Genomic DNA, 21236 nt, shown 5'->3' with positions numbered 1-21236 from the left:
AGGCGATGGTATCGGTGGGCAGCCGGCCATTATCCCACGCGGCCGCCAACCCTGCAGGCGGGGGCTGGAACATCGCCATCGCATGCGTTATGCTGTCTGCCCGCCTGGCTTAGCCAAGGACAGCAAAGAAAAGATGGTGAAGTCGATGTCAAAAGAGAAAAAACTGCCGCCGCTGGAAGCGTCGCGGCCTACCCGGCCGGAGGATGCCGCCGCCCGGAAGCTGGCGCGCGAGCAGAGGGACGCGCTGGTGCGCGGCGTCACGTCGATCGAAGAGATGCGGCAGGCGATCCGGCGCGCCGCGCGCAGCCTGCCCGCCATGGCCGAAGTGCCGCGCCTGGGCATGCTCGATGCGGCCGCGTTCCGCGCGCGGGCCGCGCAAGGCCTGCCCTTCCTGATCACGGGACTGGTCAGCAAGTGGCCGCTGACCGCGCTGCCGCCGGAAACGCTGCGCGAGCGCTACAGCCACCTGCCGGTGCGAGCGCGGGTGGGCGACTATATCAACACCGCCTTCGCGCCCGACCGCGCCATGCAGGACATGACCATGCTGGAGTACCTGGAGCTGGTGCAGGCCGGCACGCACGCGCTGCCGCCCTACCTGGGCAACCTGGAGCTGCGCGAATTGAACCGCCTGTGCCACTGGCCCGGCTACCTGGAGAAAATGGGGCCGCCCCGTTTCTGGATCGGCCCCGCCGGCACCGTGACGCCGCTGCATTGCGACTACGACGACAACATCTTCGCGCAGATCTGGGGCACCAAGCGCATCTTCCTGTCGCCGCCCCACCACGACGAATTCCTCTACCCCAGCGAGGCCAACGCCATCCTGTTCGGCTCTCCGTTCGACCCGGAAGCGCCGGACTTCGACAAGTTCCCGCTGGCGCGCCAGGCCGCCATGGTCGAGGTGATCGTCAACCCGGGCGACATGCTGTACGTGCCAGCCGGCTGGTACCACCAGGTGCGCGCGCTGACGTTCTCGCTGTCGTCCAACCGCTGGGCGCGCGGCGTGCCGTTCGCGCTGAAAGGCGACGCTTCCCTGTTGCGCCCCGCTTAGCCGCCGTCAGGAGAAGGCCTGCAGGCCGGTGATGGCACGCCCGAGGATCAGCGCGTGCACGTCGTGCGTGCCTTCGTAGGTGTTCACCACTTCCAGGTTGAGCAGGTGGCGGATCACGCCGAACTCGTCGCTGATGCCGTTCCCGCCCATCATGTCGCGCGCCATGCGGGCGATGTCGAGCGCCTTGCCGCAGCTGTTGCGCTTCATGATGGAGGTCAGCTCCACCGCCGCCGTGCCCTCGTCCTTCATGCGGCCCAGGCGCAGGCAACCCTGCAGGCCCATGGCGATCTCGGTCAGCATGTCGGCCAGCTTCTTCTGTATCAGCTGGTTGGCGGCCAGCGGGCGGCCGAACTGCTTGCGGTCCAGCGTGTACTGGCGCGCCTTCTCGAAGCAGTCCTCGGCCGCGCCCAGCGCGCCCCAGGCGATGCCGTAGCGGGCGCTGTTCAGGCAGGTGAACGGGCCTTTCAGGCCGCGCACGTCGGGGAAGGCGTTCTCCTCGGGGCAGAACACATTGTCCATCACGATCTCGCCGGTGATGCTGGCGCGCAGGCCCATCTTGCCGTGGATGGCGGGCGCGCTCAGGCCCTGCCAGCCCTTCTCCAGCACGAAGCCGCGGATTGCGCCCTCGTCATCCTTGGCCCACACCACGAACACGTCCGCGATCGGGCTGTTGGTGATCCACATCTTGGCGCCGGTGAGCAGGTAGCCGCCGTCGGTCTTGCGGGCGCGGGTGACCATGGAGCCGGGGTCGGAACCGTGATCCGGCTCGGTCAGGCCGAAGCAGCCGATCGATTCGCCGCTGGCCAGCCTGGGCAGGTACTTCCGGCGCGTGGCCTCGTTGCCGAATTCATAAATGGGCACCATCACCAGCGAGGACTGCACGCTCATCATCGAGCGGTAGCCGGAGTCGACGCGCTCCACCTCGCGCGCCGCCAGGCCGTAGCAGACGTAGTTCAGGCCCGTGCCGCCGTAGGCCTCCGGAATGGTCACGCCCAGCAGGCCCAGTTCGCCCATCTCGCGGAAGATGGAAGCGTCGGTCTTCTCGTGGCGGAAATTTTCCAGCACGCGCCCGGCCAGGCGGCCCTGGCTATACTCGCGCGCGGCGTCGCGCACGGCGCGTTCCTCGGCGTGCAGCTGCTCGTCCAGCAGCAGGGGGGAACTCCAGTTGAATGCGGTCTTGGTCATTTCGGCCTCGGGGTGCTCAGTACGTGGGGTGGAAGGATGGCCCGATATTAGTGGCGCCCCACCTTCCCGGCAAACGATTTATACTCATCCAGATATGAACAACGCTCATAACACGCCATGACACGCAAGATCCCCATGCTGCAATCGCTGACCTGCTTCGAGGCGGCGGCCCGGCACGAGAGCTATACCAACGCCGCGCGGGAACTGTCGCTGACCCAGGGCGCCGTGTCGCGCCAAGTGGCGGCGCTGGAAGACTTCCTCGGCGTGCGCCTGTTCCAGCGCACCCGCCACGGCGTGGCGCTCACGCCGGCCGGCACGGCCTACGCGCGCCAGGTGGCGCTGCGGCTGGCGGGCCTGGAGCGCGACACGCTGGACGCCATGGCCCGGCAAGGCGCCGGCGGCACCATCAGGCTGGCCTCCGTGCCCACTTTCGCCACCCGCTGGCTGCTGCCGCGCCTGGCCGACCTGCACGCCGGGCATCCGGACATCGTGGTGCACGTGGACGCCCGCACGCGCCCCTTCATGTTCGCCGAGGCCGAGTTCGACGCCGCGCTGTACGCCGGCAGCCCGGAGCAGATCGCCAACTGGGCCGGCACGCGCGCGGTGATGCTAATGCCGGAAACGGTGCTGCCGGTGGCCAGCCCGCGGCTGCTGGCCGGGCGCAAGCGCTGGGGGCCGCAGGACATTGCGCGCCTGCCGCTGCTGCAGCAGAGCACCCGTCCCGACGCCTGGCGCCAGTGGTTCGACGCCATGGGGGTGGAGACCGAGCTGGCCATGCACGGGCCGCGCTACGAACTGTTTTCGATGCAGGCGGTGGCCGCCGCGCACGGCCTGGGCGTGGCGCTGCTGCCGCGCATGCTGGTGGAGGCCGAACTGCTGCGGGGCGAGCTGCAGGTGGTGTGCAACAAGCCGCTGGGCGGGCAGCGCGCCTACTACCTGGTGACGCCCGAGACGGCGCCGGACACGCCCGCGCTGGAGCAGTTCCGGCTCTGGCTGTTGCACCAGGCGCAGCGGGCACTTGTCATCCCGGGCTGAAAGGACTACTGTGGTTTCAGCTCATAGCCACATTCACTGAATTACCGGCAGCCCAACGCCGGCCCAACTTGAAAGTGAGAAGAGATGAAAACCACAGCCCTTATCGCGGCCGCAGCCCTGTTCCTTGCATCGTTAACGTCAACCGCCATGGCGGAAAGCGGCGTCACCGCCACGGAAATCAAGATCGGCATGGCCAACGCCCTGAGCGGGCCGACCGCCGGGCTGGGCCTCGGCATCAAGTCCGGCAGCGAAGCTTACTTCAAGAAAGTCAATGCGGCGGGCGGCGTGAACGGGCGCAAGATCACCCTGGTCAGCGAAGACGACGGCTACGACCCGCCCCGCACCGCCAGCGCGACCGAGAAACTGATCAAGAAAGACAACGTGTTCGCCCTGTTCGGCTACGTCGGCACGCCCACCAGCAAGGCCGCCCTGCCGCTGGCCGTGGACAACGGCGTGCCGTTCTTCGCACCGTTCACCGGCGCCGAATTCCTGCGCGCGCCGGTCAACAAATTCGTGTTCAATATCCGCTCGTCCTACTTTAACGAGATCGAGATGCAGGTCGACCGGTTGATCACCGACGCCGGCGCCACCAAGTTCGGCCTGTTCTACCAGGAGGACACCTATGGCAAGGTGGGCAAGGAAGGCCTGCTGCTGGCGCTCCAGAAGCGCAAGATGAACATCGCGGCCGAAGGCCACTACATGCGCAACACCGAGGACGTCGACGCCGGCCTGGCGGCGCTGCTGGCGGTCAAGCCGGAAGCGGTTCTGATGGTGGGCACCTACAAGGCTTGCGCCGCGCTGGTGCAGAAGGCCCACGCCGCCGGCTACAAGCCGAAGTTCTTCAACCTGTCCTTTGTCGGCACGGCCAATTTCATCAAGGCCGCCGGCGATGCGGCCGAAGGCGTCTACATCACCCAGGTGGTGCCGTCGCCGTTCGACGACTCCATCCCCATCGTCAAGCAATACCAGGCCGACATGAAGGCCGCCGGCGTGAGCGAATACGACTACACCTCGCTTGAAGGCTACATCGACGCGGTGGCGCTGGTGGAAGGCTTGAAGAAGGCCGGGCCCGACCTGACCCGCGCCGGCTTCCTGGCCGCGCTGGAGAAAATGAGCGTCAACCTGGGCGGACTCGATATCGCCTTCGGCCCGCAGGACCACCAGGGCTTGAACAAGGTCTACCTGACCAAGGTCCAGAAAGGCAAGCCGGTTCCGGCCAGCAAACTTTGAGCGGCCTACTTGCCGCGCGCCATAACGGTTTCAGTGTCGCGCCAGCGCGCAAACGACCGGTCCAGCTCCCCCGCCGTCTCCAGCGCGGCATAGGCGGCGGAGCAGATGTGCGAGTGGATGCGCTTCAGGTCGCGCAGGATGTCGATGTGCAGCGAACTGGTTTCGATGCTCTCGATCCGCCCTTCCTTCAGGCGCGCGATGTGGTTCTCGGAAGCGGCGAACTCCAGCTCCCGGATGCGCGATTTCTCGCTCAGCAGGCGGCGCGCCGATTTCAGGTCTGCGGACAGGAAGACGGCCATGGCGACCCTGAGATTGTCGCGCACCACGCGGTGGAATTCCTGCAGCTCGCGCGCGCCCTCGGCGGAGAACTGCAGCTGGCGCTTGATCTTCTTGCTGGCCAGTTCCATCAGGTTCTTGTCGATGATGTCGCCGATGTGTTCCAGGTTGATCGCCAGGCTCAATACCTCCACGGCGCGCCGCGCGTCCGCCTCGTCCAGCGAGCCGTGCGTCACATTGATCACGTACAGCTTCACCGCCTCGTGCAGGCGGTCCACCGCGTTGTCCTTCTGGCTCACTTCGTAGACCAGCTTGCGGTCGTTGGTCAGGATCGCCGTCATGGCCTGCTCCAGCATGGTGTCGACGATGTCGCCCATGCGCAGCGTTTCGCGCGCGGCGCACGCCAGCGCCACCGAAGGCGTGTCGTTCACGCTTGCGCCGAGGTACAGCGGCACCGACAAATCGCTGCCGCTCTTCACGTCCGGCAGCATTCGTTCCAGCAGCCGCGCGAACGCCCCCAGCGGCAGGATGAACAGCAGCGCCATGACCAGGTTGAACAACGCATGGAAATCGGCCGCCAGCCGCACCGGGTTGGGGTCGATGGCCTGGATCAGCTGGACAATGGGGCCGAGCAGCGGCAGGAACAGCACGCAGCCTGCCACCCGGTTGATCAGGTTGCCGACCGGCAGGCGGCGGTCGGCGGGGTTGCTGCTGGCGGCGCCTTCCACCAGCGGATTGAGCGCGCTGCCGAGATTCGCGCCCAGCACCAGGGCCAGGGCGGCCACCGGGGACACGAAGTTCGACGCGGCCAGCGACATCGTCAGCAGGATGATGGCCACGCTGGAATGCGCCGCCCAGGTCAGCGCCGCGCCGATCAGCAGCGCCAGCAGCGGTTCGCCGGTAATGGCCGCAAACAGCGCGCGCACGGCGGGAGCATGTTCGGCCGGCGACAGGCTGTCGAGCAGCAGGTGCAGCGACAGCAGCACCAACCCCAGGCCGATGGCGACGCGGCCCAGGTCCTTGACGACGGTGCGGCTGCCCCGCTTGAACGCGGCCACGCCGCCTATCAGCAGCACCGGCGCGAAAGCGGAGGAATCGAACGACAGCAGCTGGACGATGAGCGTGGTGCCCACGTTCGCCCCCAGCATGACCGCCAGCGCGGGCACCAGCCCCACCAGGCCGGACGCGGCGAATGAACTGAGCATCAGCGCGGTGGCGGTGCTGCTTTGCAGCACGGCGGTCACCCCGACGCCGGCCGCGAAGGCCCGGTATCGGCTTTGCAGTATCAGTCCCAGGAAACGCCGTATTTTGCTGCCGAACGCGCGCACGATACCGCTGTGCACCATGTGCAGGCCCCACAGCAGCAGGGCCACGCCTCCCAGCAGGTCCAGCAGGACTTTCGTTCCCATCCTTGCCTCCGCTATACGCTATGCGGTGCCATCAGAGCAGCGTCACCTCGTTCGGCAGCTCGTCAGCCCCGCCGCCGCCGCGCGGCAAGTGGCGCCGCAGTTCGGCCGTCACGGCGGCGACGCCACGCAGCGCGCCGGCCCCGTAATCGCCCGCAGCGAAGGCGGTTTCCATGTCCGCCGCGATGCGCTCCCAAGCCGGCCTGCCGGCGGCGGCATGGATGCCCCGGTCGGCCACGATCTCGATGGCGTGGTCGGCGAACAGCACATAAATCAGCACGCCGCTGTTCTCTTCAGTATCCCACACCCGCAGCTCGGAGAAAACCTCCAGAGCCCGCTCGCGCGGCGCCATCCCTGCCATCAGCTGCCCCGGCTCCAGCGCCGGCTCGATGACGAAGCGGATCTCGCCCCGGTGGCCGCGCTCGGACTCGGCGATCGCAGCCTCGATGGCCTGCAGCGACGCCGGCGGAAAGTGCCGCCTGACCGCCGCGCGGGTGGTAAGCAAATGCCGCAGGAAGCGCCGGATATCCATGGCTACCACCTTCCCGACGCACCGCCGCCGCCAAAGCCGCCGCCACCACCGCCCCAGCCGCCGCCGCCGAAACCGCCACCGCCGCCCAGGCCGCCCAAACCGCCGGCGATCCCGCCGCCGTGGCCGCGCCGCGACGCCATGCCGCCCAGCCCCGAGTGCCCCCCGCCCAGCAGCGTAAACAGGAAGGCGATGCCGCCCGCCAGCGCTGCGGCCAGCACGCCCGCCATCAGGAACGCGCCGACGCCGATCACGCCGCCGGTGATCGCCGCTCCGGCGAAACGTCCCAGCACTGCGCGCAGCACGCCGCCCAGCACCACGGCCGCCACCAGCGCCACCGGCAGCATCTGCCCGATGCCCCCGGAGAAGCCGAACTGCCCTGATTGCCCCGCCCGCCCCGCCTGTCCGGCCCGGGGAGCAGGCGGCGGCAGCGGCTCGCCGTCTATCACCTTCATCATGCTATCCAGGCCGGCGGCGATGCCGCCATAGAAATCCCCGGCGCGGAAACGCGGCGTGATGGCCTCCTCGATAATGCGCTTGCTGGTGGCGTCGTTGAGCGCGCCTTCCAGCCCATAACCCACTTCGATGCGCAAGGCCCGGTCTTCCTTGGCGACGATCAGGATCGCCCCGTCATCGACCTTTTTCCTGCCGATTTTCCATTGTTCCGCCAGCCGGATGGCAAACTGCTCGATAGCCTCCGGTTTGGTGCTCTTCACGATCAGCACCGCGATCTGGCTGCCCTTGCGCTGCTCGAAGGCGCGCAGGCTTTCCTCCAGCCGGGCGGTTTGCGCGGCGTCCAGCGTGGCCGTCAGGTCCGTGACGGGCCGGTTCAGCACCGGGACGGCGGCCGGCTCCTGCGCGCCTGCGCCGTGCAGGCACTGCGCGCACGCCAGCAGCAATCCCAGCAGCCAGAACCTGAGGGCGGCCATGTCACTTCCCGGGCTGCGGCTGGGGCGGTGTGTCGAAATTGACCGCCGGCGGCTTGGAAATGGCCTTCTCGTTCTCCACCGAGAAGTTGGGCTTCACGCCGTGGCCGAACATCATCGCCACCAGGTTGGTGGGGAAGGAGCGCACCGTCACGTTATAGTCCTGCACCGACTTGATATAGCGGTTGCGCGCCACCGCGATGCGGTTCTCCGTGCCTTCAAGCTGCGCCTGCAGGTCGCGGAAGCCGGCGTCCGCCTTCAGCTGCGGATAGTTTTCGCTCACCGCAATGAGCCTCGACAGCGCGCCGGACAGCTGGCCCTGCGCCTCCTGGAAGCGCGCGAACGCCGCCGGATCGTTCAGCAGCTCCGGCGTCACCTGGATCGCGCCGGCCCTGGAGCGCGCCTCGGCCACCTGCGTCAGCACTTCCTTCTCGTGCGCCGCGTAGCCCTTCACCGTGTTCACCAGGTTCGGCACCAGGTCCGCCCGGCGCTGGTACTGGTTCACCACCTCGGACCAGTTGGCCTTCACCTGCTCGTCGCCCGCCTGCAGCGTGTTGTAGCCGCACCCGCCCAGCAGCATCGTGGCCGCCAGCATTACCAGTATTCCGAACCTGCGCATATGTCCTCCCAACTGATCCATGGTCGGCTCCAGTCTATACGCATGTGGCGCCCAGCGGCGCATGACAGGGCCGCTGGCGCGAATACAACGGCTTTGCTCGACTTGTTGAGCGATTGCATCCCGGCCCTCCCCGCATGAACATTATGCAAACTTTTTCCAGTACCTTTGGCAACGCAGGCGCAAAAAAACAATCCACTCAAGGGAGACAAAACCATGCTTCGGAAAGCAACAGCCTCGTACCTTCTACTCGCACTGATGGCCATGGCCGGCAGTGCGAACGCCGTCATCACCTCGCCCGGCAAGCAGATCGAAAACCTGAATCGCGGCGCGGTCGCCATCAAGTCCGCGGCCGGCGTGTTCGTCAGCTGGCGCCAGCTGGCCGGCGACGCGGCAGGCACCACCTTCAATGTATACCGCGGCGCCACCAAGCTGAACGCCACCCCGCTGGACGCGCTCAACTACACGGATGCCGCCGGCACCGCAGCCAGCAGCTACTCGGTGCGCGCGGTGGTGGACGGCGTGGAACAGCCGGGCTTCGAGGCCGGCGCCACCTGGGCCACCCCCTATAAATCCATTCCCGTGCAGGCGCCCGCCGCCGGCACCACGCCCACCGGCGAAGCCTACACCTACGAGATCAACGACGGCTCGACAGCCGACCTGGATGGCGACGGCAGCTATGAAATCATCATCAAGTGGCAGCCCACCAACGCCAAGGACAATTCGCAGTCCGGCTACACCGGCAACACCTACCTGGACGCCTACAAGCTGGATGGCACCCGCATGTGGCGCATCGACCTGGGCAAGAACATCCGCGCCGGCGCCCACTACACCACCTTCCTGGCCTACGACTTCGACGGCGACGGCCAGGCCGAAGTGATGGCCAAGACTGCCGACGGCACCGTGGACGGCGTGGGCACGGTGATCGGCTCGGCCAGCGCAGACCACCGCAACAGCGCCGGCTACATCCTGAGCGGCCCGGAATTCCTCACCGTGTTCAACGGCCTGACCGGCGCCGCCATGAAGACCGCCAACTACCTGCCCGCGCGCGGCACCGTGTCCTCCTGGGGCGACAACTACGGCAACCGGGTCGACCGCTTCCTGGGCGGCGTGGCCAACGTGGACGGCAGCCGCCCCAGCGCGATCTTCTCGCGCGGCTACTACACGCGCGCCGTGATCGCGGCATGGGACTGGCGCGACGGCGCGCTCACCAGCCGCTGGGTGTTCGACACCAATGAATCCGGCGCCGCCGCGCGCGGCCAGGGCGCGCACTGGTTCGCCACCGGCGACGCCGACGGCGACGGCAAGGACGACATCGTCTACGGCGCCGCCACCATCGACAGCTACGGCCAGTTCAAGTACGCCACCGGCCTGGGCCATGGCGACGCGCTGCACTTCGGTAAATTCGACCCGAACCGCCCCGGCTTGCAGGTGTACATGATCCACGAAACGCCGGCAGCCTACGGCGCCACCGGCTCCGGCATGCACGACGCGGCCACCGGCGCGCTGATCTGGGGCGCCAGCGGCTCCAACGCGGACGTGGGGCGCGGCGTGTGCTTCGACGTCGACCCCAACTACGCGGGCGAGGAATGCTGGGCCAGCCGTGGCGGCTTCCGCACCGCCACCGGCGCGCTGATCAACACCACCGCGCCCACCGCCTACATGAACTTCGCGGCCTGGTGGGACGGCGACCTGCTGCGCGAACCCATGGGCGGCACCTCGATCGACAAGTTCGACCCCGTCACCCGCACCGGCAGCAAGATCGTCGACGCCGCCCTCAACGGCGCCGCCTCCAACAACGGCACCAAGGCCACGCCGGTGCTGACGGCCGACCTGTTCGGCGACTGGCGCGAGGAAGTCATCTGGCGCAACAGCAGCAACACCGAGCTGCAGATCTACAGCACCGCCATCCCCACCGCCACCCGCATCAACACCCTGATGCACAACCCGCAGTACCGCAGCCAGGTGGCGGCGCAGAACGCCGGCTACAACCAGCCGCCGCACCCGAGCTTCTTCCTCGGCCACGGCGCCACCTCCTTCCCGCAGGAGCCGGTGCACATCCCGTATGACGGCAGCGGCACGGTGCAGGCGGAAACCGCCATCGTAGGCGGCGGCACGGCCGCCAGGACGGACCGCGCCGGCTACCGCCACACCGGCTTCCTGAGCTTCCCGGCCAGCGGCGGCAGCGCGGAGTTCGGCCGCATCAACGGCGGCGCCGGCGGCGCCAAGACCATCACCATCCGCTACGCCAACGGCAACCCGACGCCGCGCACCGGCGTGCTGAAAGTGAACGGCGTTTCACAGGCCATCACTTTCAAGATCACCGGCAGCTGGACCGCCTGGACCACCATGACCGCCACCGTCAACCTGGCTGCCGGCAGCAACAACACGCTGCGCTTCGAGTCCACCGGCCAAAGCCTGGCCAACATCGACGAACTGCTCGTGCCATAACAGGGAGACCAAATGAAAAAGTTGCACGCACTTTGCGCATGGGGCGCGCTGGCGCTAAGCCTGTTCTCGCCATCGGCGCTGGCCGCTCACATGGGCTGGTACCAGTTCGACGCCACCTGGCGCGACGGCCGGTTCAGCGGCCAGTTCCACTACGACGGCGCCTCGCCCTACGGCATCACGCAGGTCACCGGCACGCTGGTGGACCTGGCGCAGACCACCGCCATCAACAAGGTGTGGAACCTGGAGAACGCGCAGCCCGAATCGTGGCTGTTCCTCGCCAACACCAACCCGGCCGACATGGGCGGCCATGACGCCGGCTTCTACCTCACGCTGGTGGACATGGGCGCCACGCTGACGCTGGACACCTCGGCCGGCAACGGCTTGTTCGACTGGAGCAACGACGCGTTCTACAATCCGGCGCAGTTGGACGACTCGCCGCTGCAGTCCTTCGCCATCAACGCCATCCCGGTCCCGGGTACGGCGGTGCTGCTGGTGGCGGGCTTGCTGGCCATGCGTTCATCGCGCAGGACCAGGCAGCAGGCGGCGTAAACAACGCCGCGCAATGGCGGCGGCACGTGCCTGCCGCCGCCTAAGCTTGCGCCAGCCAGCTCACCATCAGCGACGCGATCGCCGCCGCAGCAGCGCCTGCGGCAACGCGGCCGCGCTGCATCTCCCTGGTAATCGCTTCCGCTGCGCCGATAATGCCCACGCATCGCAGGCGCAGCTCCTTCTTCGGCAGGCCGCAATACGGCGCGAAGACGTCGCAATAGATATCGACATAACTGTCGATCAGCTCCTGCTGGAATGCCTCCATCTGCTCGTCGCCTTTCAGCGCGGCCGAAATGGCGTGCCACTCCGGCCCCATCGACTTGTAGCAATCCACATAAGCACCACCGAGCAGCGCCGCCACGTCCTTCAGCTGCTTCGGCGTGCGCTTCAACGCCTCGTGCAGCGCCACCGCCTGCTGGTCGTCGAAGTGCTTGTACAGCGCGATGAGCAAGCCCGAGCGCGTCTCGAAATGCTCGTACGCGATCGGCTTGCTGACCCCCGCGCGCTCGGCCAGGTAGCCCAGCGTCAGCAGATCGGTTCCCTCTTCCCGCACGATACGGCGTGCCGTTTCCAGCAACTGCTCGCGCCGCATTTCCTTCGACAGCCGCTTCGATGGCGTAGTGCTCATTGAGTTTCTCCGTTAGTTCTCCGGTTCTTGACAGCCGATTATAACGTGCTATGCTACGCTTCGTAACCTACGATTAGTAACTTAACTTCAGTAGGTTGCTGCAGGTAATTTAAACATCAAGGAGCCAGCATGACGCACACACCAGTTCTCATCATCGGCGGTTCGGGCATCGTCGGCGCACACGCCGCCCGCGCACTGCGCCGCCTGCATCCCGCGCTGCCCATCGCCATCGGCGGCCGCGACATGACCAAGGCAAACCGGATCGCCGCCGAAATCGGCAACGCCATCGCCGTCGCGGTCGACCTCACCCGGCCCGGCCTGGGCATCCCAGGCGCAGACCGGTTCAGCGCCGTGGCCACCTTCCTCAAGGACGATACCCTTAACTCGCTGAAGTTTGCCCAGGCGCGCGCCATCCCCTACCTGAGCGTCTCCAGCGGCACCTTCGAGATGGCGCCCGAAGTGGCGCAATACATCCACCACCCGGACCGCTCGGCGGTGCTGATGGCCAGCCACTGGCTGGCCGGCGCCGCCGTTTTCCCTGTCCTGCACTTCGCCAAGGAGTTCGCTTCGCTCGACACCATCCGCATCGGCGTGGTGCTGGACGACGAAGACATGGGCGGCCCAGCCGCCTACGCGGACTACGAGCGCATCACCACCACCGCGCCCAACGCGCTGGTACTTGAACAAGGCCGCTTCGAATGGCTGCCGCAGGCGGACGGCGCCGGCACGCTCACCAGCATCGACGGCGTGGCGATGCCCTCGCAGGCCTACTCCCCGTTCGACATCGTCGGCCTGGCAGCGGCCACCAGGGCCAACAACATCCGGCTCGACCTGGCGATGGGCGCCTCCGCCAGCCGCCGCCGTGGCGAGCCCTTCTCGACCGAGATCATCATCGAATTGAGCGGCACCCGGCAGGACGGCGGCAGCGCCAGCGTGCGCCACGAAATCGTCCATCCCCAAGGGCAGGCGCCGCTGACCGCGCTGGGCGTGGCGCTGGGCCTGGAACGCCTGTTGGGCCTGGCCGGCGGCGCGCCGGTGCAACCCGGTCTCTACCTGCCCGAGGTGCTGATCGCCCCCAGCTACGCCGTGCACCGCATGGAAGAATTCGGCGCCCGCCTGGTCCGCAAGGCCGGAGGTGCGCAATGATGGCCGCCGCACGCCATCCCATCCTGCTGCTCGGCGGCTCGGGCAGCCTGGGCGGCAAGCTCGCGCGCACGCTGCGCCGCATGCACCCGCAGCTGCCCATCGCCATTGCCGCGCGCAATGCGGAAAAAGCCGGCCTGCTGGCCAGGGAACTGGGCAATGCAACGGTGATCCAGGTGGACATGCAGCGCGGGGACCTGGGCATTGCGCCGGGCACGCTGTTCAGCGCAGTGGTGGCCTGCCTCAAGGACCACGCGCTCAACGCCATGAAGTACGCGCAAGCGAACCGTTTCGCCTACGTCGCCCTGTCCGAGGCGGCATTCGAAATCGGTCCCATCGTTGCGCGCTACGTCCACCAGCCGGCCAGCGCCCCGGTTCTGCTGCTTGGCCACTCGATCGGCGCCGCGCCCATGCTCGCGGCCCTGCACTTCGCCGGCGGGTTCCGCAGCATTGAATCGGTCGAAATCGGCCTCGTGTTCGACCCTGACGATACGGCAGGCGCCATGACCGTGGCCGACATGGAGCGCATCGGCGCCATCGCCACGGCGCCCTTGCTGCTGCAGGACGGCCGCTGGGTGTGGCAAAGCGGCGGCGCGGCGCAGCGCCGCTTCACCAGCGTGGACGGCATCGCACGCGAAGGCGCGGCCGTCGCGCTGGTCGACACCCTGGGCATAGCCAACGCCACCGGCGCGCGCTCGGTGCGGCTCGACATTGCCGAAGGCCGCAGCGCCGGCAGCCTGCGGGGCGGGCCGGCCTCGCATGAAGTGATCATCGAAATCGTCGGCGAACGCAAGGACGGCAACACCGGCCGCTTCCGCTACGAGCTGGTCGACGACGCCGGCTACGCGGCCATGAGCGCGCGCGGCATCGCGCTGGCGGTCGAGCGCCTGCTGGGCCTCGATGGCGGCGCCCCGGCGCCGGCGGGCCTGTACCTGCCCGAGGTGCTGCTTACACCGGAAGCGATGATCAGGCAGCTAACCGCGTTCGGCGTACGCATGAGCGGGCCCGACCCGGCGACCTGAATCAACTCTGCGCAGCGCTTACTGCCAGCTATTCAGCGCAAGGTGAAGGCCGTCCCGCATGGCAAAGGCCTGGGCGTCATTTACTGGGAACCGCAAGGCGCCCGCAGCTGGAGCAAATACGCCCTCAGCGCCTGGAGCGACGAAGGCCGTCCGACCAAGGCAATGGACGCGTTCCTGGCCGAATGAGCAGAGGGCGGCGAAGCCGGGCCAGGTCCGGCATCACGCCAACTGACCCGGTGCCTGACTATTTCCGGTACACGCCGCTCAGCACGAAATAGTCGTCCATGCGCTCCAGGTACACCGAGCGGGGCTCCATTTTTTTGCTCACCGGGTTGACCCATTCGAATTCCACCCAGCCGCTGCCCTTGGTCCTGGCCACCTCCACCTGTTCGCGCACGAAAGCTTTGCCGTGCACGTCCTTGATGTCCAGCAGCGACTTGCCAACCAGCTTGGGATTGACGCCGTGCGCCAGCATCACGCCGTTCAGGTCCAGCACGGCAATGTACAGCTCACGGTCAACGAACGGCCCTTGCGGCTTGCTGAACTCCGCCAGCGCCTTGTCCTTGCCGTGCTGGCGGATGTAGCCCAGCGCCTTCTTGACGATGGCAACCGCCTCCTCCTTGGTGGCCTGCTGTTCGGCCGCCGCCGCGCTGTAGAACATGGCCATGGCAAGCAGTGCAAAGACGAATTTGAGCAATGGTGAACGCATATCAGATCCTTTTCCTGGATTGCGGCTGTGTTCAGAACGCATGGCGGACGCCGGCCGACACGCCCGACTGGCTCAGCCCCTGTCCCACCGTGCCGCCTGCGTCGAGCGAGATCGCCGCCAGGCCGGCGTTCTTCATGTGGCCGATGGAACTGTAGACGGCGGTGCGCTTGGACAGGAAATAGGTCAGGCGCAGCGCGGTCAGCGTGGAGTCGTTGGCGCTGCCTTTCACGTCGTGCCGGGCCACTTGCGCGTCCAGCGTGAGCGCCGGCGTCAGCGGGTAGCTGGCGCCCAGGTAGTACAGGTCCGTTTCGAGGTCGTTGGCGCGCGTGGCGGCCACCTTCTTGCGCGCCATGACGCCGGCGCCGATGCGCCAGTCGCCCGCCATCGCGTAGCCATTCAGCGTGGTGCGGCGGTCGCTGCTGTCGCTGGTGGTCAGCCCGGCCGCCGCGCCGGTGTTGCCGTACATGATGTCGTACGTGGCGGTGACGCCGAAGCGCTTGTTGTCGTAGCCCAGCAAGGCGGTCGCCTGGCGGCAGGCCTTCGAGTTGCCCGCCGTCTCGCCCGGACAGCCGGTGGCGGCCGGGCCGCCGGCAGTGGAGGCGTCGCGCCCGAAGCTGTAGGTGGCGCCCAGCGTGAAGTCCGAGAAAGTGCCGAAGTAGCCGATGGCGTTGTCGCTGCGCGCGTTCGGGATATACGGGTCGATGCTGGACATGCTGAACAGGTTGGGGCCCAGCACGTCCGACTTGACCGAGGCCAGGAAGGTCATGTTGATCTGCCGGCCCAGCATCAGCGTGCCGTACGCGCCCTTCAAGCCCACGTAGGCCTGGCGCCCAAACAGGCGGTTGCCCTGTCCCACCGTACCGGTGTCGACGCCGACGCCGCTCTCCAGCACGAACACGGCCTGCAGGCCGCCGCCCAGGTCCTCCGTGCCCCGGAAGCCGAGCCGCGACGGCACGCTGCCGGTCAGGCTGGGCACCTTGACGATGGAGTCGCCGGCCGCGTTGGCATGGGTGGTGTACACCACGCCGCTGTCCAGGATGCCATAGATATTCACGCTGCTTTGCGCCATGGCTGCGCCGGTGGCGAGGCTGCCGAGGCAGGCGATGGCGCAGGCGATTACTGTCTTCTTCATTACTTGGTCTCCATTATTGTAGTGGGGGGTGGTACAGGTTTTATTCGCTGTCCGGCTGGCGCGCGGGATGCGCCTGCTGGAAAGCGGGCAGTTCCAGGCAGGCCGCCTCGACGGCCAGCAAGGTTGGGAACGGCGACATGTCCATGCTGAAACGGCGCGCGGCGAACAGCTGCGGCACCAGGCAACAGTCGGCCATGGTGGGCGCGTCGCCGACGCAGTAGCGGCCCCGGTGCGCGTCGCGCGCCAGGTCCGCCTCCAGCGCGGCCAGGCCGATGCCGTGCCAGTGGCTGATCCACGCGCTCTTGGCCGCTTCGTCCAGGCCCATGGGGCCGGTGAGATACTTCAGCACGCGCAGGTTGTTGAGCGGATGGATGTCGCACGCCATGGCCAGCGACAGCTGGCGCACCCGCGCCCGTTCGCGCGCGGTGGCGGGCAGCAGCGGCGCAGCGGGATACACGTCGTCCAGGTACTCGATGATGGCCAGCGACTGGCTGATGTCGGCCGGGCCGTCGCTCAGCAGCGGCACCAGCTGCTGCGGATTGCGCCGGCTGAACGCCGGCTGGAACTGTTCGCCGCCATCGCGGTTCAAATGCACGGATACGTATTGGAACGGCAGGCCTTTCAGGCCCAGCGCAATGCGCACGCGGTAGGCGGACGAGCTGCGGAAATAGTTGTGCAGTACCAGGTGCGCGCCGTTCTGCGGCGTTGATGATGGCATTATGAGACTCCCATATATTGCTGAACAATGGCCGGATCGGCGCGCAATGCGTCCGAACTCCCCTGCCAGACCACTTTGCCCTTTTCCAGCACGAAGTGCCGGTCGGCGAACTTGAGCAGGGCGCCGACGTTCTTGTCGATGACGATCTGCGACAGCCCCTCCGCCTTGAGCGCCGCCAGCGCCGCCCAGATCTCGGCGCGGATGATGGGCGCCAGGCCCTCGGTGGCCTCGTCCAGCACCAGCAGCTGCGGATTGGTCATCAGCGCGCGGCCGATGGCCAGCATCTGCTGTTCGCCGCCGGACAGCTGCCAGCCGTGGTTGCCGCTGCGCTCCTTCAGGCGCGGGAAGAAGCGGTAGACGCGTTCCAGGGTCCACGGCTGCAGCTGCGGCTGGCCGTGGCGCGGCGCGCGCGCCGTGGCCACCAGGTTTTCCTCCACCGACAGGTTGGGGAACACCTGCCGCCCTTCCGGCACCAGCCCCAGGCCCAGGCGCGCAATGTGGTGCGAGGCCAGCCTGGCCAGCGGCTGCCCGCCGAAGGCGATGGCGCCGGACTTCAGCGGCAGCATGCCGAACAGGCATTTGATGGTGGTGGAACGCCCCATGCCGTTGCGGCCCAGCAGGGTCACCACCTCGCCGGCCCGCACGTCGAAACTGACGCCGAACAACGCCTGCGCGTGGCCGTACGATGCGTGCACGTCGTGCACTTCCAGCAGTGTGGTCATGCCACGCCCTCCTCTTCGCCCAGGTAGACGGCGCGTACCTCGGGATGGTTGCGAATTTCGTCCGGCGTACCGCAGAACAGCACCTTGCCGTACACCAGGACGGTGATGCGGTCCGCCAGCGCGAACACCGCGTCCATGTCGTGCTCGATCAGCAGGATGGAGTAGCGGCCCTTCAGGCGCGCCAGCATGGCCACCACGGCGGCCGATTCCTGCACGCTCATGCCCGCCATCGGCTCGTCCAGCAGCAGGAACTTGGGCCGGGCGGCCAGCGCCATGGCCAGCTCCAGCTGGCGGCGCTCGCCGTAGCCCAGGTCCGCGGCGGGCACGTCGGCGCGCGCGGCCAGGCCGCAGTCGCGCAAGGCTTCGTCGGCCGCGCCCACCTGCGCGCTGCGCGCCATCATCGGCTGCCAGAAGCGCCAGCCGTGTTCGCGCGCGCCGATGGCCGCCAGCACGGCGTTTTCGCGCACCGTGAAGTCCTCGAAGATGGAGGTGATCTGGTAGGAGCGCAGCAGGCCGCGCCGTGCCCGCGCATGGATAGGCAGGCCGGTGACGTCCTCGCCGTCGTACCAGACCTTGCCCTCGTTGGAGGCCAGCTCGCCGGACAGCTGGTTGATCAGCGTGGTCTTGCCGGCGCCGTTGGGCCCGATGATGGCGTGCAGCTCGCCGGGGCGGATATCGATCGACACCGAATCGGTGACCAGGATGCCGCCGTAGCGCTTGACCAGCGCCTCGGTTCTCAGGATGCTCATGCGTGTTCTCCCAGGACGCGGCCGGCCGGGGCGGCCGGGGTTGCAGGTGCAGCTGATGCAGTCGGTGCTGCAGGAACCGGGGCAGCGGCCGCAGGCGGCGGCTTGCGCGCCCCCAGTTTCTCCAGCAAACCCGCCAGGCCCGCCGTGCGCAGCAGCGCCACCGCGAAGATCACCAGGCCGAAGATGGCCGGCCAGAACTCGGTGGCCATCTTCAGCAACTCCTCCGCCCCCATGAAGGCGACCGCGCCCAGCAAGGGGCCGGACACCGTGCCCAGGCCGCCGAGCACGATCATGACGATCAAGTCGCCGGACACGATCCAGCTCAGGGTGGCCGGCGAGGCGAACGCTGTCAGGTTGGCCAAGAGCATGCCCGCCAGGCCGCACAGGATGGCCGACATGGTGTAGGCCGCCAGCTGGTAGCGCCGGGCGCGGAAGCCCACCGCATTGATGCGGCGCGCATTCTGGCGCGCGCCGCGCAGCACCATGCCGAACGGCGACACCCGCAGCCGCGCCGTCCACCACAGCACCAGGCAGAGCAAGGCAAAGGCCGCGCCGTACGCAATGGCGGGCTGGCCAAGGTCGTGACCGAAAAAGCGGCTGGTGGCGGTGATGGGCGTGCCGTCGTCGCCGCCGTACTGCTTCAGGCTGACGAACACGAAGTAGCCCATCTGCGCAAACGCCAGCGTGATCATGATGAAGCCGATGCCGGTGGTGCGCAGGCTGATGGCGCCGGTGAACAGCCCCACCACGCCGCAGGATGCGATGCAGACGGCCAGGTGCACCCAGCCGCTGTCGATGCCGTGGTAGGCCGGAATCGCCACGCTGTAGGCGCCCATGCCGAGGAACAGCGCGTGGCCCAGGCTCACCAGGCCACCGAAGCCCAGCGCCACGTTGAGCGCGCTGGCGGCGATGGCGTAGATCATGATGCGGGCGAAGAACACCACGTAGAAAGGCTGGTCGGCCAGGCTGGCGGCGAACGGCACCACGGCCAGCGCAAGGAGCAGCAGCAGCGGCAACAACGTGGCCGGCTTGCGCATGGATTCAAACAATGTCATCACGTCCTCCCGGCGGGAAACAGGCCTTGCGGGCGCAATGCCAGCACCAGGGCCATGAGCAGGTACACCAGCATCGACGCCAGCGCCGGTCCGGCGGCGTTGGCGGTGTCGCGGCTGGCCAGTTCGCGCAGCAGCGTGGGCAGGAAGGCGCGCCCCAGCGTGTCGGCGATGCCGACGATCAGCGCCGCGTAGAAGGCGCCGCTGACCGAGCCGATGCCGCCGATGACGATCACCACCAGCGCCGTGATCAGCACCGGTTCGCCCATGCCGGTCTGGATCGAGTTGATCGGACCGGCCATCACGCCGGCCAGCGCCGCCAGCGCGGCGCCCAGCGAGAACAGCACCGCGTTGAGCAGCTTGATGTCCACGCCCAGCGCCGACACCATGGCGGGGTTGACGGCGCCGGCGCGGATCAGCATGCCCAGGCGCGTCTTGTGCATCAGCAGGTGGGCGCCGACCGCCACCGCCAGGCCGACCACGATGATGGCGAAGCGGTAGCTGGGGTAGCTGATGCCGAGCAGGTCCACCGTGCTTTCCAGGAAGGCCGGCAGCGGCAGGAAGTACGGCTGCGGGCCCCAGATGATGCGCGTGACCTCGTTGAAGAACAGCACCAGGCCGAACGTGGCCAGCACATGGTCCAGGTGGTCGCGCCCGTACAGGCGCGAGATCGCCACCCGTTCCAGCACGAAGCCGAGCGCCACGCAGCCGGCGACGGCGGCCAGCAGCGCCAGGCCGAAGGAGCCGGTGTGCTGGTAGGCGGTGGCGGCGAAGTAGGCGCCCAGCATGTACAGCGAGCCGTGCGCCAGGTTCACGAAGCTCATGATGCCGAACACCAGCGTCAGCCCGGCGGCCAGCAGGAACAGCAGCACGCCGAACTGCAGGCCGTTCAGCAGCTGCGTGAGCAGGAGGTTGAGGGTCATGCCGTTCTACCTCAGCGCAGCGCGCACTTGGGCTGGTAGCTGTCGGCGTGCGCCGTCAGCGGCGTGCCGAGCAGCTTCACGGCGGGCTGGCCGCCGGCACTGGCCACCTGGAAGGCGTAGTAGTTCTGCACCGGCATATTGTTCTTGTTGAACTGGAACGGGCCGCGCACCGACTTGAACTCCGCACCAGCCGCCTTCACGGCGGCGGCCAGCGCGCGCTTGTCGCCCGCCTGCGCGCCGGCCTTGCGCAGCGCCACGTCGAGCAGGCGGCCCGCGTCGTAGCCGGTGGCGGCGTACTCGCTGGGCACGCGCTTGTATTTTGCGCTGAAGGCGGCCACGAAGGCGCGGTTCTCCGGCGTGTCCAGCGCGGCGTCCCACATGGCGCCGAAGGTAGTGCCGACGGCGGCGCCTTGCAGCGCCGGCATGGTGGTGCCGTCCACCGTGAAGACCGAGAAGTTGGGCAGCTTGGCCAGCATGCCGGCCTGGCTCAGCTGGCGGATGTAGTTCACGCCCATGCCGCCCGGGTAGAAGGCGAACACCGCGTCCGGCTTGGCCGCCTGCAGCTGCGCGATCTCGGCCGAATAGTCGGACTGGCCCACCTGGGTGTACACCTCGTCAACCACTTCGCCCTTGAAGTAGCGCTTGAAGCCCTGCAGCATGTCCTTGCCGGCCTGGTAGTTGGGCGCCATCAGGTAGACCCGCTTGTAGCCCTTCTCCTGCATGAACTTGCCCATGCTTTCGGCCGAGCCGTCGTTCTGCCAGGCCACCGAGAACACATTGGCCGCGCACAGCGCGCCGGCCACCGGCGACGGGCCGGCGTTGGTGGCGATGGCCACGGTGCCGGAATCGGCGATCACCTTGTGGCTGGCCATCATCACGTTGGAGAAGCCCAGGCCGACGATGGCGTGCACGCGCTCCTTGTCGATGAATTTGCGCGCGATCTGGTTGCCCACTTCCGGCTTGAGCTGGTCGTCTTCCTTCAGCACCGTCACGGCCTGCCCGCCGAGCTTGCCGGCGCCCTGCTCCAGCGCCAGCATGAAGCCGTCGTACTGGTCCTGGCCCACCACGGCCACCGGGCCGGACAAGGGGGCCGAGAAGCCGATCTTGACCTGGGCCCGGGCCAGGCTTGCGAATTGGGTTGTGGCCAGCAGCAAGGCGCATCCGGCGGCGATATGTTTTTTGTTCAT

At 67.7% G+C, this 21236-nt stretch carries 22 protein-coding genes; 8 read left to right on the top strand and 14 right to left on the bottom strand.

The window, feature by feature from the left end:
• The first annotated feature begins 145 nt into the window (after nt 1–145).
• The gene (locus tag AC56DV_RS11230; RefSeq protein WP_496314355.1) at nt 146–1048 is read left to right on the top strand and encodes a cupin-like domain-containing protein; all 903 of its coding nucleotides are present in this window, start codon (nt 146–148) and stop codon (nt 1046–1048) included.
• Between the two features lie 6 nt (nt 1049–1054).
• Here the strand turns inward: AC56DV_RS11230 and AC56DV_RS11225 are convergent, their stop codons facing one another.
• Nucleotides 1055–2233 (bottom strand): acyl-CoA dehydrogenase, encoded by a 1179-nt coding sequence (locus tag AC56DV_RS11225; protein ID WP_496314354.1) that lies wholly within the window; start codon nt 2231–2233, stop codon nt 1055–1057.
• Between the two features lie 117 nt (nt 2234–2350).
• On the opposite strand from AC56DV_RS11225, the gene AC56DV_RS11220 reads away from it, so the two are divergent.
• The gene (locus AC56DV_RS11220) at nt 2351–3268 is read left to right on the top strand and encodes a LysR substrate-binding domain-containing protein (RefSeq protein ID WP_496314353.1); all 918 of its coding nucleotides are present in this window, start codon (nt 2351–2353) and stop codon (nt 3266–3268) included.
• 84 nt (nt 3269–3352) lie between these two features.
• Entirely contained in the window at nt 3353–4498 is a 1146-nt protein-coding gene (locus tag AC56DV_RS11215) for an ABC transporter substrate-binding protein (protein ID WP_496314352.1), read from the top strand.
• Between the two features lie 5 nt (nt 4499–4503).
• On the opposite strand, the gene AC56DV_RS11210 is transcribed toward AC56DV_RS11215, so the two are convergent.
• The 4 genes from AC56DV_RS11210 to AC56DV_RS11195 are packed head-to-tail and all read right to left on the bottom strand — an operon-like array spanning nt 4504 to nt 8230.
• Complete coding sequence (locus AC56DV_RS11210; RefSeq protein WP_496314351.1) at nt 4504–6183, bottom strand: Na/Pi cotransporter family protein; 1680 nt, start codon at nt 6181–6183, stop codon at nt 4504–4506.
• Between the two features lie 31 nt (nt 6184–6214).
• Nucleotides 6215–6712: a TPM domain-containing protein gene (locus AC56DV_RS11205; protein ID WP_496314720.1), complete on the bottom strand. Its 498-nt coding sequence runs from the start codon at nt 6710–6712 to the stop codon at nt 6215–6217.
• A 2-nt stretch (nt 6713–6714) separates the two neighbouring features.
• A complete protein-coding gene (locus AC56DV_RS11200) occupies nt 6715–7638 on the bottom strand; it encodes a TPM domain-containing protein (protein ID WP_496314350.1) in 924 nt (307 codons plus the stop codon).
• A gap of 1 nt (nt 7639) precedes the next feature.
• Nucleotides 7640–8230, bottom strand: coding sequence for a LemA family protein (locus AC56DV_RS11195; RefSeq protein WP_496314349.1), 591 nt, complete (start codon nt 8228–8230; stop codon nt 7640–7642).
• Nucleotides 8231–8467: 237 nt separating this feature from the next.
• Between AC56DV_RS11195 and AC56DV_RS11190 the strand changes: the two genes are divergently transcribed.
• Both AC56DV_RS11190 and AC56DV_RS11185 read left to right on the top strand, forming a co-directional pair.
• Entirely contained in the window at nt 8468–10702 is a 2235-nt protein-coding gene (locus AC56DV_RS11190; RefSeq protein ID WP_496314348.1) for a rhamnogalacturonan lyase family protein, read from the top strand.
• Between the two features lie 12 nt (nt 10703–10714).
• On the top strand, nt 10715–11251 hold the full coding sequence (locus AC56DV_RS11185) for a hypothetical protein (protein ID WP_496314347.1): 537 nt from the start codon (nt 10715–10717) through the stop codon (nt 11249–11251).
• A gap of 40 nt (nt 11252–11291) precedes the next feature.
• Here AC56DV_RS11185 and AC56DV_RS11180 read toward each other — a convergent pair whose 3' ends face one another.
• Nucleotides 11292–11879, bottom strand: coding sequence for a TetR/AcrR family transcriptional regulator (locus AC56DV_RS11180; protein WP_496314346.1), 588 nt, complete (start codon nt 11877–11879; stop codon nt 11292–11294).
• A 129-nt stretch (nt 11880–12008) separates the two neighbouring features.
• Here AC56DV_RS11180 and AC56DV_RS11175 point away from each other — a divergent pair, with 129 nt between their 5' ends.
• The 3 genes from AC56DV_RS11175 to AC56DV_RS11165 are packed head-to-tail and all read left to right on the top strand — an operon-like array spanning nt 12009 to nt 14230.
• Nucleotides 12009–13025, top strand: coding sequence for an NAD(P)-dependent oxidoreductase (locus AC56DV_RS11175; protein ID WP_496314345.1), 1017 nt, complete (start codon nt 12009–12011; stop codon nt 13023–13025).
• A complete protein-coding gene (locus AC56DV_RS11170; RefSeq protein ID WP_496314344.1) occupies nt 13022–14044 on the top strand; it encodes a hypothetical protein in 1023 nt (340 codons plus the stop codon). Before AC56DV_RS11175 ends, AC56DV_RS11170 begins: the two co-directional genes overlap by 4 nt.
• Before the next feature lie 42 nt (nt 14045–14086).
• The gene (locus AC56DV_RS11165) at nt 14087–14230 is read left to right on the top strand and encodes a hypothetical protein (protein WP_496314343.1); all 144 of its coding nucleotides are present in this window, start codon (nt 14087–14089) and stop codon (nt 14228–14230) included.
• A 58-nt stretch (nt 14231–14288) separates the two neighbouring features.
• On the opposite strand, the gene AC56DV_RS11160 is transcribed toward AC56DV_RS11165, so the two are convergent.
• Genes AC56DV_RS11160 through AC56DV_RS11125 form a run of 8 tightly spaced genes read right to left on the bottom strand, consistent with a single transcriptional unit; the run spans nt 14289 to nt 21236 of the window.
• Nucleotides 14289–14753: a cache domain-containing protein gene (locus AC56DV_RS11160; RefSeq protein ID WP_496314342.1), complete on the bottom strand. Its 465-nt coding sequence runs from the start codon at nt 14751–14753 to the stop codon at nt 14289–14291.
• Between the two features lie 31 nt (nt 14754–14784).
• Nucleotides 14785–15885 carry a porin gene (locus tag AC56DV_RS11155; RefSeq protein WP_496314341.1) on the bottom strand — a complete coding sequence of 367 codons (1101 nt, stop codon included), beginning with the start codon at nt 15883–15885 and terminating at the stop codon, nt 14785–14787.
• Nucleotides 15886–15925: 40 nt separating this feature from the next.
• Nucleotides 15926–16603: a maleylacetoacetate isomerase gene (maiA, locus tag AC56DV_RS11150; RefSeq protein WP_496314340.1), complete on the bottom strand. Its 678-nt coding sequence runs from the start codon at nt 16601–16603 to the stop codon at nt 15926–15928.
• Nucleotides 16603–17325 carry an ABC transporter ATP-binding protein gene (locus AC56DV_RS11145; protein ID WP_496314339.1) on the bottom strand — a complete coding sequence of 241 codons (723 nt, stop codon included), beginning with the start codon at nt 17323–17325 and terminating at the stop codon, nt 16603–16605. The genes maiA and AC56DV_RS11145 overlap by 1 nt, the downstream gene beginning before the upstream one ends.
• On the bottom strand, nt 17322–18074 hold the full coding sequence (locus AC56DV_RS11140; protein WP_496314338.1) for an ABC transporter ATP-binding protein: 753 nt from the start codon (nt 18072–18074) through the stop codon (nt 17322–17324). Before AC56DV_RS11140 ends, AC56DV_RS11145 begins: the two co-directional genes overlap by 4 nt.
• Nucleotides 18071–19129: a branched-chain amino acid ABC transporter permease gene (locus tag AC56DV_RS11135; protein ID WP_496314337.1), complete on the bottom strand. Its 1059-nt coding sequence runs from the start codon at nt 19127–19129 to the stop codon at nt 18071–18073. Before AC56DV_RS11135 ends, AC56DV_RS11140 begins: the two co-directional genes overlap by 4 nt.
• A complete protein-coding gene (locus AC56DV_RS11130; RefSeq protein WP_496314336.1) occupies nt 19129–20049 on the bottom strand; it encodes a branched-chain amino acid ABC transporter permease in 921 nt (306 codons plus the stop codon). Before AC56DV_RS11130 ends, AC56DV_RS11135 begins: the two co-directional genes overlap by 1 nt.
• Before the next feature lie 11 nt (nt 20050–20060).
• Nucleotides 20061–21236 carry an ABC transporter substrate-binding protein gene (locus tag AC56DV_RS11125; RefSeq protein ID WP_496314335.1) on the bottom strand — a complete coding sequence of 392 codons (1176 nt, stop codon included), beginning with the start codon at nt 21234–21236 and terminating at the stop codon, nt 20061–20063.

The sequence above is a fragment of the Massilia sp. BGA-UO-ETr-WB1 genome (assembly GCF_059567845.1).
The sequence above is the reverse complement of the archived record's forward strand: the minus strand, read 5'-3'. Positions and strand labels throughout refer to the sequence as shown.

Coding starts and splice junctions, on each gene's coding strand:
- AC56DV_RS11130 (WP_496314336.1), bottom strand. CDS start 20,049: ATGACCCTCAACCTCCTGCTCACGCAGCTGCTGAACGGCCTGCAGTTC.
- AC56DV_RS11145 (WP_496314339.1), bottom strand. CDS start 17,325: ATGACCACACTGCTGGAAGTGCACGACGTGCACGCATCGTACGGCCAC.
- AC56DV_RS11230 (WP_496314355.1), top strand. CDS start 146: ATGTCAAAAGAGAAAAAACTGCCGCCGCTGGAAGCGTCGCGGCCTACC.
- AC56DV_RS11190 (WP_496314348.1), top strand. CDS start 8,468: ATGCTTCGGAAAGCAACAGCCTCGTACCTTCTACTCGCACTGATGGCC.
- AC56DV_RS11175 (WP_496314345.1), top strand. CDS start 12,009: ATGACGCACACACCAGTTCTCATCATCGGCGGTTCGGGCATCGTCGGC.
- AC56DV_RS11225 (WP_496314354.1), bottom strand. CDS start 2,233: ATGACCAAGACCGCATTCAACTGGAGTTCCCCCCTGCTGCTGGACGAG.
- AC56DV_RS11210 (WP_496314351.1), bottom strand. CDS start 6,183: ATGGGAACGAAAGTCCTGCTGGACCTGCTGGGAGGCGTGGCCCTGCTG.
- AC56DV_RS11215 (WP_496314352.1), top strand. CDS start 3,353: ATGAAAACCACAGCCCTTATCGCGGCCGCAGCCCTGTTCCTTGCATCG.
- AC56DV_RS11185 (WP_496314347.1), top strand. CDS start 10,715: ATGAAAAAGTTGCACGCACTTTGCGCATGGGGCGCGCTGGCGCTAAGC.
- AC56DV_RS11220 (WP_496314353.1), top strand. CDS start 2,351: ATGACACGCAAGATCCCCATGCTGCAATCGCTGACCTGCTTCGAGGCG.
- AC56DV_RS11155 (WP_496314341.1), bottom strand. CDS start 15,885: ATGAAGAAGACAGTAATCGCCTGCGCCATCGCCTGCCTCGGCAGCCTC.
- AC56DV_RS11205 (WP_496314720.1), bottom strand. CDS start 6,712: ATGGATATCCGGCGCTTCCTGCGGCATTTGCTTACCACCCGCGCGGCG.
- AC56DV_RS11125 (WP_496314335.1), bottom strand. CDS start 21,236: ATGAACAAAAAACATATCGCCGCCGGATGCGCCTTGCTGCTGGCCACA.
- AC56DV_RS11160 (WP_496314342.1), bottom strand. CDS start 14,753: ATGCGTTCACCATTGCTCAAATTCGTCTTTGCACTGCTTGCCATGGCC.
- AC56DV_RS11180 (WP_496314346.1), bottom strand. CDS start 11,879: ATGAGCACTACGCCATCGAAGCGGCTGTCGAAGGAAATGCGGCGCGAG.
- AC56DV_RS11170 (WP_496314344.1), top strand. CDS start 13,022: ATGATGGCCGCCGCACGCCATCCCATCCTGCTGCTCGGCGGCTCGGGC.
- maiA (WP_496314340.1), bottom strand. CDS start 16,603: ATGCCATCATCAACGCCGCAGAACGGCGCGCACCTGGTACTGCACAAC.
- AC56DV_RS11140 (WP_496314338.1), bottom strand. CDS start 18,074: ATGAGCATCCTGAGAACCGAGGCGCTGGTCAAGCGCTACGGCGGCATC.
- AC56DV_RS11195 (WP_496314349.1), bottom strand. CDS start 8,230: ATGCTGGCGGCCACGATGCTGCTGGGCGGGTGCGGCTACAACACGCTG.
- AC56DV_RS11200 (WP_496314350.1), bottom strand. CDS start 7,638: ATGGCCGCCCTCAGGTTCTGGCTGCTGGGATTGCTGCTGGCGTGCGCG.
- AC56DV_RS11135 (WP_496314337.1), bottom strand. CDS start 19,129: ATGACATTGTTTGAATCCATGCGCAAGCCGGCCACGTTGTTGCCGCTG.